At 65.0% G+C, this 12,756-nt stretch carries 10 protein-coding genes; 6 read left to right on the top strand and 4 right to left on the bottom strand.

The features are described from left to right. The first annotated feature begins 77 nt into the window (after positions 1-77). The gene (locus DFR29_RS22950; protein ID WP_133820978.1) at positions 78-941 is read left to right on the top strand and encodes a pirin family protein; all 864 of its coding nucleotides are present in this window, start codon (positions 78-80) and stop codon (positions 939-941) included. A gap of 46 nt (positions 942-987) precedes the next feature. Here DFR29_RS22950 and DFR29_RS22945 read toward each other — a convergent pair whose 3' ends face one another. Together DFR29_RS22945 and DFR29_RS22940 are read right to left on the bottom strand one after the other, a co-directional pair. After that, positions 988-2,223, bottom strand: coding sequence for a hypothetical protein (locus DFR29_RS22945; RefSeq protein WP_133820977.1), 1,236 nt, complete (start codon positions 2,221-2,223; stop codon positions 988-990). A 213-nt stretch (positions 2,224-2,436) separates the two neighbouring features. Then, entirely contained in the window at positions 2,437-3,918 is a 1,482-nt protein-coding gene (locus DFR29_RS22940) for an NHL repeat-containing protein (RefSeq protein ID WP_166654281.1), read from the bottom strand. A gap of 145 nt (positions 3,919-4,063) precedes the next feature. Between DFR29_RS22940 and DFR29_RS29375 the strand changes: the two genes are divergently transcribed. From DFR29_RS29375 to DFR29_RS22920, 4 genes are all read left to right on the top strand, one after another. Beyond that, positions 4,064-4,660, top strand: a complete 597-nt coding sequence (locus DFR29_RS29375) for an ECF-type sigma factor (protein ID WP_166654280.1) — start codon at positions 4,064-4,066, stop codon at positions 4,658-4,660. After that, positions 4,657-7,422, top strand: coding sequence for a serine/threonine-protein kinase (locus DFR29_RS22930; protein WP_133820974.1), 2,766 nt, complete (start codon positions 4,657-4,659; stop codon positions 7,420-7,422). Before DFR29_RS29375 ends, DFR29_RS22930 begins: the two co-directional genes overlap by 4 nt. A gap of 61 nt (positions 7,423-7,483) precedes the next feature. Further along, positions 7,484-8,932, top strand: a complete 1,449-nt coding sequence (sbcB, locus tag DFR29_RS22925; protein WP_133820973.1) for an exodeoxyribonuclease I — start codon at positions 7,484-7,486, stop codon at positions 8,930-8,932. 40 nt (positions 8,933-8,972) lie between these two features. Continuing rightward, on the top strand, positions 8,973-9,656 hold the full coding sequence (locus tag DFR29_RS22920; RefSeq protein ID WP_133820972.1) for a DUF2461 domain-containing protein: 684 nt from the start codon (positions 8,973-8,975) through the stop codon (positions 9,654-9,656). 264 nt (positions 9,657-9,920) lie between these two features. On the opposite strand, the gene DFR29_RS22915 is transcribed toward DFR29_RS22920, so the two are convergent. Continuing rightward, entirely contained in the window at positions 9,921-10,841 is a 921-nt protein-coding gene (locus DFR29_RS22915) for a hypothetical protein (RefSeq protein ID WP_133820971.1), read from the bottom strand. A 124-nt stretch (positions 10,842-10,965) separates the two neighbouring features. Further along, entirely contained in the window at positions 10,966-11,481 is a 516-nt protein-coding gene (locus DFR29_RS22910; RefSeq protein ID WP_133820970.1) for a hypothetical protein, read from the bottom strand. Between the two features lie 409 nt (positions 11,482-11,890). Here DFR29_RS22910 and DFR29_RS22905 point away from each other — a divergent pair, with 409 nt between their 5' ends. Next, positions 11,891-12,748, top strand: a complete 858-nt coding sequence (locus tag DFR29_RS22905; RefSeq protein ID WP_133820969.1) for a hypothetical protein — start codon at positions 11,891-11,893, stop codon at positions 12,746-12,748. Positions 12,749-12,756: the final 8 nt, after the last annotated feature.

Genomic DNA, 12,756 nt, shown 5'->3' with positions numbered 1-12,756 from the left:
CTACCGCAGCCATCGTTGCGGAATTAAGGTAACGGCCATTGAAGCCGGCCGCTGATGGCCGGCCAGCAGGAGATCCCATGAAGAAGATTCTCGGCGTCTACAGCGCTCCGCGGCCGCACTGGGTCGGCGACGGTTTTCCGGCCCGTTCGATGTTTTCCTACAACAGCCATGGCCAGCACCTGAGCCCGTTCCTGCTGCTGGACTATGCCGGTCCCATGAAGTTCGAGCCTGCCCTGCGCCCCCGCGGCGTAGGCCAGCATCCGCACCGCGGTTTCGAGACCGTCACCATTGTCTACGAGGGCGAGGTGGAACATCGCGATTCCACCGGCAGCGGCGGCACCATCGGCCCCGGCGACGTGCAATGGATGACGGCGGCGGCGGGCATTCTTCACGAGGAATTCCACTCGCAGCAGTTCACCCGCACCGGCGGCATGCTGGAAATGGTGCAGTTGTGGGTCAATCTGCCGGCCAAGGACAAGATGTCGGCGCCGCGCTATCAGACGCTGCTGAACGCGGAAATTCCCTCCGTGGAACTGGCCGACGGCGCCGGCAGGCTGCGTGTGATCGCCGGCGACTACAACGGCCATCGCGGCCCGGCGGCGACGTTTACGCCGATCGACGTCTGGGATATTCGCCTGAATGCCGGCCATTCCGCCGACTTCGAGCTGCCGGAAGGCCACACCCTGGCCATCGTCGTGCTGCGCGGCACGGTGCTGGTCAACGCGACCCAGATCGCCCGCGAAGCGCAGCTGGTGATGCTGGACCGCAACGGCAGCAGTATCCGCCTGGAAGCCAACAACGACGCCACCGTGCTGCTGCTCAGCGGCGAGCCTATCGACGAACCGATCGTCGGCCATGGCCCGTTCGTGATGAACAGCGAAGCGGAAATCCGCCAGGCCATGATCGATTTCAACGCGGGCAAGTTCGGCCAGATGCATTGAGCCTCGCGGCGCCGGCAGCACGAACTGCCGGCGCCGTGTACGGGCATCACTCGGCTGGCGGCGGTGTCACTTTTACACAAAGCGGATCTGGCTTATCGGCAATGGCCACCATCGCGAAGTCGGTTGCGCCGGTCACGCGGAAATACGCCGAGGTGTCATCGCCGCGATCGATTTCGACCTGCACTGCCTTGCCGTCGGCGCAGGCCAGGGTTGCGCCAAATTCGAACGACCCTTCTTTGCGCGCGATGCGCAGCTGTTCATGCTCGCGCTTCAGTGCCGGCAACTGCTGCTTGGCCGACCAGACCTGCGCTGCTGCCCAACTTGACACAATCCATTCGTCGACAAAGTCGCGCGCGGAATTCGCGATCGGCGGCACGCGCAGGGTCGTCGTCGTAGACACGTCGTAGCGCCGGATGAATTCGCGATTGTGCACGCCGCTGTCGATGCTGGCGCCATGGAAACGTAATTCGACATGGGTTGCATCCACGCTGAGGCGGCCGATGTCATCGCCGCCCCACCACATATCGTCCTTGCCGCTCAGCACGACCGCAGGCCGGTCGGCCTCGCTGCCCGGACGCAGCACCGCATAGTCGATCACCGACCAGCTTGAGCTGCACCAGGGCCGGATATGCGCCGCAGCCGCGAACCAGCGACCGTCGGCCGCAGGCGGCGAAACCGCGTAATGGAACGATCCCCAGGCGCCGTCGACGCGGCTGTAGCGCGGGCTGGTCCAGTTCACTACCCGATGCCAGTGGCCTTGCTCCACGGCATACAGCAGCCATAGCGCATCCGAACCGCAGGGAATGCCGAATTGCGCGACAACGCTGAGCAGAGCACCGTCGTGCAGCAGGGCCGATTCGAACTGCACGGCCGCAGCATCGGCGTCCCCGGCAGAGTTCGACGGCGTTGCGGCGACGGCCTCAGAAGGCATTGCCGGATCGGGCTTGATCGCGCCGCGGACGGCAGCGGCCAGTGCGGCGTCGAGCCCATCCGCCTTGGCCGATGCGCCGGCGGCCAGGCAGGCAACCTGGGCATCGACCAGGGCAAGCAGACGCGTTTTCAGCGTGACGATGGCAGCACTCGCCACGGGCTGCAGATCGGTGTCGAGATCGGTATTGGCCTCGATCGCACTGCGCACGATCTCGCGCGGTTCGGCAATGGCGGCCGCGGCCTGCTGTACTGCCTCGGCCGAACAGATCGGCCCGGCTGTCGCCAAAGCGGGCAGCAACGCAAGACAGCCGGCAAGCACAGGCAACGGAAACTTCGCGAAGAGGGTTTTCATCGGCGCAACGATAGCTGATTTGACGACCGTGCCCCGCCGCGAACAGGTCTTCCGCGCAAGCGCCACTGGCGCACAAAGAAAGGCGGCGGAGCACGCTCCGCCGCCCGTCCGCCAGCGGAACCGGCCGCCGTATCGGCCGCTCCGCCACTGCGCTCCTGCGCGCCCCTTCCCGAAGCGCCGCAGAAGCCTCGCTCGCACGCTCGCTTCACACCATCAGAATTCGCTGGGGTCCAGATCGTCGGCAAAAATCCGGTCCGGATCGCCGTAGGCGCGCAACACCGCAAAATCGTCCTGGGCGGTGCCGCTGCGCAGGGCATAACCGGCGGCGAGGATATTGCCGCTGGGTTCTATCGCCAGTGCGCGCGACTCTTCGGTCGTTGCCGAAATCGTGACGACCTTGCGGCCCTGCCCATCGCCGAAACCGAAATCGGGCTGGCCTGCTGCGGTCAGCCGCGCGACGAAGAAATCCTTGGCTGGCGCACCGCTGGTCACATTGGTCGCATAGCCCGCAGCGACGATCTTGCCATTGCCCTGCAAGGCCAGCGCCCGCGGTTCGTCGTAGTTCACGCTGCTGCTGAATTTGACCAGGGTGCGGCCGTTCGTGCCGAAGCCGGTATCCAGACTGCCGTCGTTGCGCAGGCGCAGGAAGGTCAGGCCGCGGTCATTGCCGGTACCGACCAGGACCAGGCGGCCGGCATCGTCGACCACACCGCCGCGCAGGTCCGAAGCGCCGCTCTGCACACCACCGCTGCTAACGGCGCTGAAGGTCACGCGGCCAGTGCCGCTGCCGAAACTGCTGTCGAGGGTGCCGTCGCGGGTCAGGCGTGCAACGAAGGCATTGTTGCGGCCGAAGGTGTAGCCGAAGACAGTGATGCTGTCGTTGGCCGGCAGGTCGCCGGTCTGGGTCAGGGCTATGCCGTTGACGTAGTCGCCGGTCTGCGGATCGGCGGTATTGGAGCCTGGCAAGACCACATAACCGGTATTGCTGCCGCCGAAGGCGAGATCGAGCTGGCCGTCGGCGGTGAAGCGGGCGACGGTAGTGCGGCGGTATTGGAAACTGCCGACGGTGACCAGGCTGTTGCCAGCGACGATGATCTTGCCGTCGCGCTGCACCACCACGTAGCGGCCTTCGTCGTGCGTGCCGGGGCCGACCACGTCCAGCCGTACATAGCCGGTACGTCCGCCGCCGCCGATGCTGGCCTGGCCGAAATTCGTATCCAGGCTGCCGTTCGGGCGCAGCTTGACCAGGGCAAAGTCGGAATACGCGCCCGGCGCCAGCACGCCGACCGCGAGGATGCTGCGGTCGCGCAGCCATTTCACCGAATACGCTTCGTCCACATTGCCGCTGAGGTCGATCTGCACCAGGCCGCCGATGCCGAAGCCCGGGTCCAGGCGGCCGTCCGGCAGATAGCGCGCCACAGCAAAATTCGGCGAGCTGCCCGGGCCGCTGGCATTGCGTCCGACCACGACGCCGGCAGCGAGAAAACGCCCATCCGGCATGGCGGCGACGGCGTTGATTTCCTCGCTGCTCTCGAAGAAGTCGGTGGTCAGCTTGCCGGCGCTGCCAAAGTTGGGGTCCAGTTCGCCCGGCGGGCCTTGTTGCGCCAGTAGCGGGTTTGCGCCCAGCAGGGCAATGGCAGCGACCAGTGCCTTCTGGCACCAGTGCAAACCGTATGGTCTCTTCGTATGCTTCACGGTGTTTTCCTCGAACGTCGCCGAAAGGCGCAACAGTTGCCGCAATTGCGATCTGCAATGCAGCGGTGGCGCTTGCCAACCGAGGACGCAGGCCCGACGCAAAAGCTGTCACCGAACCCTGTCTACGGACGCCAGGAGCCATCACGTGCCCGTCAGCGACAACCCCGACCATGCCGGCGAGCCGGCCGTTGCCGACCACGAAGTCACCCGCCTGCTGCTGGCCTGGAACAAGGGCAAGCCCGGCGCAGCGGACGAACTGACCGAACTGGTCTACGCCCAGGTGCGCGCCATCGCCGGCAAGCATCTGCGCCAGTTCGACGGCAAGGTGACCCTGGCGCCGACCGAACTGGCCAACGAGTTGTTCCTGCGCCTGCTCGGCAAGGAATTCGACTGGCGCGACCGGCGCCATTTCTTCGGCGTCGTCGTGGCGGCCATGCGCAATCTGCTGATCGATATGGCGCGCGCCCGCGGCAGCGAGAAGCGCGGCGGCGGCCAGGTACATGTGACTTTGTCGTCGGCCGAAGACCAGCCCAGCGAATCGCGCGAACCCGACCAGCTCAACGGCGCGCTGGATGCGCTGCGCGAGATGGACCCGCGCAAATGCGAGGTGATCGAGCTGACCTATTTCCTCGGCCTCAAGCGCGAGGAAATCGCCGCGACGCTGGACGTTTCCCTGGCCACGGTCGACCGCGAGCTGCGTTTCGCCCGCGCCTGGCTCAAGGAGCGGCTGGAAGAAGCATGAGCGACGCGCGCTGGCAGCGTCTGCAGCAGCTGTTCGACCAGCTGATCGAGTTGCCCGCGGCGGGGCGCGACGCCTGGCTGGCGCAGCAACTCGACGCCGACGACGAACTCAAACAGCAGGCCCTCAACCTGGTACGCGCCGACGAGCGCCAGAACGCCACGGTCACGCGCCAGTTCGGCTCGGCCGTGGCCGAGCTGGCACCGACACCGGCCAGCGGCCTGATGCTGGGGCCGTACCGCCTGCTCTGCGAAATCGGTTCCGGCGGCATGGGCACGGTATTCCTGGCCGAGCGCGCCGATGCAGAATTCGACCGCCAGGTGGCGATCAAGCTGATCCGCGGCATTCCCACGCGCGACGCGGCCGAGCGGCTGCGGCGCGAGCGGCAGATCCTGGCCAAGTTGGAACACCCGCATATCGCCCGCCTGCTCGACGGCGGTACCAGCGCCGACGGCCAGCCCTATCTGGTGATGGAATACGTCGACGGCGAGCCGGTCACGCGCTGGTGTCGCGAGCGCAAAACGCCGCTTACTGCGCGTCTGGAACTTTTCCGCAAAATATGCCTGGCCGTGCAATACGCGCATCAGCGCCTGGTCATCCACCGTGACCTCAAACCCGCCAACGTACTGGTACGCCGAGACGGCGAGCCGGCCCTGCTCGATTTCGGCATCGCCAAGCTGCTCGACCCGAACAGCAGCGGGCGCCAGGAAGCCACCCATGCGCAGTGGTTCACGCCCACGTACGCGGCGCCGGAACAGCGCCGCGGCGATGCGGTCAGCACCGCCACCGACGTCTATGCGCTGGGCCTGCTGCTGTACGAACTGCTGACCGAACGGACGCCGGCGAGTGAAGCCGGCGGCGAGTTTGCCGCCGGCGTGCCGACCCGGCCGGACGGCAGCCGCGTGCCACACGAACTGGCACTGATCGTCGGCCAGGCTACCCATGCCGACCCGGCCCGGCGCTACCTCTCGCCGGAAGCCTTGTCCGAAGACCTGCGCCGCTATCTGCGCGGACGGCCAGTGCTGGCGGCGCCCGACAGCTGGATCTACCGCACGCGCAAATTCCTGCGCCGGCATCCGCTCACCGCGGCCGCCATCGTCGTCGTCGTCCTCATGACCGCGCTGTTCACCCTGCGCCTGGCCAGCGAGCGCGATCGTGCCCTGCGCGCAGAAGCCGAAGCGCAGCGCGAATCGGCTACTTCGCGCCATGTCGTCGACTATCTGGTACGCCTGTTCGACGCGGCCGCGCCGGATAACGCCGGCAATACCAGCCTGTCGCCGCGCGAACTTATCGACCGCGGCCAGCGCGACATCGACACGCGCCTGGCCAACGAGCCGGAACAGCGTTCGCGCCTGCTCGCCGCATTCGGCCGCATCTATACCGAACTGGGCGATCCCGACAGCGCGGCAGCCGTGTTTCGCAAGGCCGCCGACAGCGCGCGCGAGCTGGGCAACGCACACCAGGAAGCGGTATTCCTCAACGAACAGGGCTACGTGCTCAACCTGGCCGAGCGGACCGAGGAAGCCGAACCAGTACTGCAGGACGTGTTGCGCAAACTCAATGCCGTCGCGCCCGACGACCACGCCGAGCTGATCGACGCCCATTCCACCCTGAGCCTGGTACAGGCCCGCCTGGGCAATCTGCCCGCAGCCCTGGACAACGCCCGCCTGGCGCGCGAACGCGTGGCGCAGCATCCGGAGGTCGGTTACACCCAGGTATCGCGCAGCCTGACCGCCTCGGCAGAAGCGTATATGCGCAGCAACCAGCTCGATCTCGCCGAAAAAAGCGCCCAGCAGGCGATCGACCTGCTGCGCCGGCAACTGCCGGCCGACTCGGCCGAAGTCGTTTCCGCCACCGGCTTCATGACCGACATCTACGAACGCCAGGGCCGCCACACCGAACGCGAGCAATTGCTGCGCCAGATGCTGCAGACGCGCCTGCGCACCCTGGCGCCGGACAGCGCCTGGGCCATCACCGCCCGCAACAACCTGGCGCAGTCTATTTATCTACAAGGCCGCATACTGGAAGCGCTGCCGCTGTTCCGCGAAAACCTCGACCACCTGCGCCGGCGCGGCCAGCAGGAAAGTCCCAGCTACTCCATCACTGCAAACAACCTGGCCAGCCTGTCCGAGCAGGCGGAAGACTTCGACGCCGCCATCGCCCTGTTCCGCGAGGCCTATACGCAAAGCCTGCCGCGCGACGGCAAAGCCGCCTCGCCACGGCTGTCGATGTTCCGCCAGAACTACGGCCGCAGCCTGATGCTGGCCGGCCGTCTTGACCAGGCTTTTCCGCTGCTCGATGCAGCCATCGAAAACTCGCTGGAAGACCAGACCGAACGCGCCCGGCGCCTGCTGCACCTGGCCGAATGGATGCGCCGCAGCGACAAACCGGCCGAGGCCCAGCGCTACGTCACCCAAGCCGGCGCTGCCTTCGCCGGGCAGCTGCCGGCGAGCCATCCGCGCCAGGGCGCGGTAGCGCGCACGCGCGGTCTGATCCTGCAGCAGCAGGGCAAGCTGGAAGCCGCCGAAGTACAACTGCGCCAGGCGCTGGACCTGTTGCGCAAAGGCATAGGCCTGCAGGCCAATCCGACCCTGGATTGCCAGATCCACCTGGCCGAGGTACTGCTTGCCCGCGGCAACACCGCCGAAGCGCAGCAGCTGCTGCAGAACAGCGCCGCGCCGCTGGCACAGCGCTTCGTCGACGGCGCGCCGCTGCGCGCACTGCATGCGCAACTTTTGCAGAAACTCGGTCAGGCCGGCGGCTGAGCCGCGTCGCCGGCCGCGCATGGCTGCGTGTAAGCTGGCCTGCCTGGACCCACGCACAATCATGAGCCCAAGCCACAGCGCCAGCTATCTCTGGCACGACTACGAAACCACCGGCGCCGATCCGCGCCGCGACCGTCCCTGCCAGTTCGCCGCCATCCGCACCTCGCTGGAACTGGACATCATCGGCGAACCGGTCGAACTGTTCTGTACGCCGGCACCCGACGTGCTGCCGCATCCGCAGGCCACGCTGATCACCGGCATCCTGCCGCAGCAGCTATTGCGCGACGGCGTAACCGAAGCAGTCTTTGCCGCGCGCGTGCACGAGGAAATGGCCGTGCCCGGCACCTGCGTCGTCGGCTACAACTCGCTGCGCTTCGATGACGAATTCACGCGCAACCTGCTGTACCGCAATTTCTACGAGCCATATGCGCGGGAATGGGAAAACGGCAATTCGCGCTGGGATCTGATCGACCTGGTGCGCATGTGCTATGCCCTGCGTCCCCAGGGTATCGAATGGCCGCGCCGTGACGACGGTACGCCAAGCTTCCGCCTGGAGGACCTGGCGCGGGCCAACCGTCTGAGCCAGGAGCGCGCCCACGATGCGGTTTCCGACGTACATGCGCTGATCGGCCTGGCCCGTCTGGTGCGCCATGCCCAGCCGCGCCTGTTCGATTTCTACTTCGCCCTGCGGCGCAAACAGCGCGCTTTCGAACTGCTCGATGTCGCGCACGCCACGCCGGTAGTGCACGTGTCTTCGCGCTTTCCCGCCAGCCGCGGCTGCCTGGCCGTCGTGCTGCCGCTGGCGGTACATGCAAGCCAGCCCAATGCCGTCATCGTCTACGACCTCGACGCCGACCCGGCCGAGCTGCTGCAACTGGATGCCGACGCCATTGCCGACCGCGTATTCAGCGCCCGCGCCGACCTGCCGGAAAACGTCGAACGCATTCCGCTCAAGCTGGTCCACGCCAACCGTTCGCCGGCGCTGGCACCGCTGTCGGCGCTGAGCGGTGTCGACCACGAGCGCATCGGCCTCAACCTGGAGCGTTGCCTAGCCCATGCGGAACGGCTACGCGGCCAGCCTGGCCTGGCGGCCAAGCTGCAGCAGGTCTTCGCGCGCAGCTACGACGACGCCAAGCCCGACGCCGAGCTGGCCCTGTATGCGGGCTTTCTCAACGATGCCGACAAGCGCCTGCTGCGCGACGTACGCGCCACGCCGCCGGAACAACTGGCCACGCGCACCTTCGCTTTCCGCGATGCGCGCCTGGGCGAACTGCTCTGGCGCTACCGCGCGCGCAACTGGCCGCAGAACCTCAGCGCCGACGAGCAGCTGCGCTGGCACGCATTCTGCCGCGAGAGGCTGAGCAACAAGACCGAACTCACCACATTGACCTTCGACGAATACTTCGCAACGCTGGCCACGCTGCGCCAGGATCCGGCCGTCGCCACCCGCAGCGCGCTGCTCGACGCGCTGGAAAGCTGGGGCCGCGAGCGCCAGCGCGAACTTTCCTGATTATTTTCAATTTCCACTCATTTAATTATTCCAGGCGCGCATGAGCACCTATTTCAGCAATGCCAGCTTCAAGTTCCTGACCGACCTGGGCCGCAACAACAACCGCGAGTGGTTCCTTGCCAACAAGCCGCGCTACGAAGCCGAACTGCGCGGGCCGTTCCTGCAACTGCTGGGCGACCTGCAGGCGCCGTTGGCCAAGATCAGCACGCACTACCGCGCCGACACGCGCAGCCAGGGCGGCTCGCTGTTCCGCCAGCACCGCGACACGCGCTTCACCCACGACAAAACGCTTTACAAGACCTGGACCGGTGCCCGCCTCTACCATGAAAGCAGCAAGGGTATCGCCGCGCCGGTGTTCTACCTGCATATCCAGCCCGGCGGCTGCTTCGCCGGCGGCGGCCTGTGGCATCCCGAATCCGCCGTGTTGAAAAAAGTGCGCGATTTTCTCGCCGACAACCCCGCCGGCTGGAAGAAGGCCACCCAGAGCAAAGCCTTCCGCGATCATCTCGTCCCCGGTGGCGAAAGCCTGGTCCGGCCGCCCCGCGGCTTCGATCCGAACCACGAACTGATCCGGGACATCCAGCGCAAGGACTTCGTCGCCTCGGCCGATTTCGACCAGGCATTGGCGACGTCGGCGGAACTGAAACCGTTCCTGGTCGATACCTTCAAGCGCGTGGCGCCGATGATCGATTACCTGTGTGCGGCGATCGATCTGGAGTTCTAGCTACGCCCTATGCACTTTGCGGTGCAATTCGCTGGCGCTCATCGCGCCCTGCAAAAGCGCGGCGTCGCCAGCGAAAGTGCTCTGCGTAGGGCGCGATGGGCAACGCAAATTGCGCCGAATGGCCTTGCGCGCCACATTGGATGCCGTTGCGTTCAGAGAAAGGAGAATGGCCGCTGTCGCTATGGTTTGTGGACGCGAAGCGAAAGTCCCCGTGCACAACACGCCGGAAAGACTTGCGGTGCTAAGGTTTCAGCTGCACCGCCACTACTGCGGAAGCACGCAGACCGTTCCATTCGTCGGGTCCCACGTGCAAGCAATGACGCCGGCACCACTACCAGTGCCGGTGATTCTGATGCCTAACGAACGCATATATTCGATAAAAGCGCTCATATCGCTGGCGTGACCCGGCGCGTAATACCAATTCCCTACATAGCGGTTGGCGGCGTTGTACTCGGGCAGCGGGTGACCGGTACTGTCCTTTGCCGAGCCGTCAACATAGACCGCGTTCTCGCCCAGTCTGGACTTCACCGTAATTTTCGAGCCGTCGTAGAAAACCAAGGTAATCGTGAAAACAACCTCCTGGGCAAGCAACACGAAAGACGGCGTATTTGCCAGTATGCGCACGGCTGGTCCGGCCAGCTCAGGCATGGCGGTCTGAAAGATTTCCGGCGTCGAGGATAAATCCAGAATCTGGGTCCGTAGCACCATATCGGAGAGGAAATCGTGCGCCGATGGCCGATTCGCCGAACCGACATAGGGCGGGTTGAAGTCGCGGTGGGCGATGACGACCGACACCGTTCGCTTGAAACTGCCACCGGTCGCGTGCCAGATCTGACTCATATCCGCAGCCACTGCGCTCAGTTCGGCCGGTACGGAAAGCTCATCCGTCTGCAGCGTGCAGCCAGCGCCTGCCGCTTCTTGTACGTCGACAATTTCTGTACCAACAGACGCGTCTTTTTCGTTCATTGCATTGGGTGCGGACCCGCAGTAGTTGCGATAGATCCTGATGGCACCGTTGGCGGGATTCCATACGATGTGGTTCTGGGAACTGGCGCCGAATTGCCGCGCCATCGCGTACATTTGCGCATCGCCACACCCTTGACACTGCGCTGTCTTAGCCAAAACAGCAGGCGTGCACAATATGAATGCAAAAAGAGCCGCCGCAATCCTTGACAACGAATCCATGGAATTATCCCTTTATTCCCCGATTGTCCGCGATGCTACGTACCCGCTTTTTGAACTACAAGTTCGCCACCGTACGTCTAGCCGTACCATTGCTTGGCCACTCTCACATCCTGTCGGAACGGAGCTACCTCACCCGTTTGTAGGACACGGCAACTTCGGGATCGCCACGGCCCGGCTTTGTCGTCGATGATGCATTTTCCACATACGTCTCGCTACGCCGATACCCGTCGCCGCCATCCCACTGCAGCCAGAACGACTGCTGGTGCGACTTTCCCGCCAGACCAAGATTGCCGCCGTCGAGCAATTCGAACTGCAACCGCCCGCCTTTCTCGCCGACCAGTTTCAAGCGCGGCTGCGTACCCTGGGGGCAGTAATGCGTGGCGAGCAGATCGTCGCCGTCAACGTAGTACAGCGTCAGCGATTCGCGCCCGGGCGCCAGCGCCCAGGTTTCCACCAGTACGGTGCCGCCCGCGCTGAGGCGGTAGTTGACGCTGTGGCGGCGGCCATTGGCGAATACGCCCTCCCAGTCACCGACGAGGCCGCCAAGCCGGCCGAATACCTCATGTGCATTCGCAGCAAAAGCCACATTACTGCATTGCAACAGGATGGCCAGGCAGAGACTGACCGCACGGTGTTTCATTGTCCGGAACTGGAAACGCTGCATGGAACGATGACCTCCTGATTGGCGTGGTTTTCGCGCGGTAACCGGCGTTGCGCAGCACAGTCTGGCAGTTCGCCGCGGTGCTGCGCGGACCGGCTCTGCTGCGCCGCGCCAAGCCGAGCGCACACCGCGCCGCTCGGAAATTCCGCCCCCGTATACCTTGCAACTATTCCCGGCTGTCGCATCAAACAAACGTTTGACACCGGCTTATGACGGTTGCTACGTTGCGCGCCGCCGACGCGTTGTGTGGGAGGGCATGGCCCGGCGGATCTATCTATCGCGCTCCGGTTTTGCCCGGTAGCAGCACGGATGCTCACCCTGTACCAGGCAATGCCGCAGCTTGACCGCGGCTCGACACGATCCAGCCCGAGCCGCATCGGGAGGGAAAATGGTTCGTCTTGCTTTGGCGCTCTCGCTCGCCCTGGGAGCCGCTTCTTCTGTATCGGCCGCCGCCACCGGCGTCGCTTTCGTACACGGCACGGGTAAACAGACCGATGCCTATAACGACTACTGGCAGCCGGCCTTCGTCAATTCGGTACGGCAAGGCTTGCCGGACCAGTCCAACTACGTCGTGATCAATTGCGACTTCGAACAATACATGTGGGACAGCCGCGCCGCCGGCTGCCTCGCCACGCAGCTGACCAGTTTCATCAATGCCAAGGGCATCACCGACCTGGTCGTGCTGACCCATTCCAACGGCGGCAACGTGATGCGCTGGATCCTGTCGAATCCGACCTACGACAGCCGCTATCCGAACATCATCAGCAAGATCCGCTGGGTCAACGCACTGGCGGCGTCCAGCGCCGGCACGCCGCTGGCCGATGCGACCATGAACGGCAATGTGTTCGAACAGGCGCTGGGGTGGCTGCTGGGCTACAAGTCCGACGGCGTGCGCATGCAGCAGCTGAGCTGGATGGCACAGTACAACCAGAACAATCTGCTCGGCACCGCCGGCCGGCCGGCCCTGCCCAAGGGCTTCTGGAACGTGGTCGGTACCGATGTGGATTCCTCGCCGTTCGACGGCGACAGCTGGTGCGGCGGCTATACCTTGAACGTCGGCCTGGAAACTACGCAGAACTGGCTCGATGGCTGTTCCGACGGGTTTCTCAATTGCACCAGCCAGCAGGCGGCGGGACGTACCTGGTTCCGCGACATCGATCGCATGGCCGGCCGTGAACCGCTGTCCCACAACCAGAGCCGGCGCGCCTGCTTCGGCCTGGACGTCATCCTGCGCGACGATATCTGAGGCCAGCC

The sequence above is a fragment of the Tahibacter aquaticus genome, assembly GCF_004363655.1.
Classification (GTDB): domain Bacteria; phylum Pseudomonadota; class Gammaproteobacteria; order Xanthomonadales; family Rhodanobacteraceae; genus Tahibacter; species Tahibacter aquaticus.
Note: the sequence above shows the minus strand (reverse complement) of the source record. Positions and strands in the feature narration are given on the sequence as shown.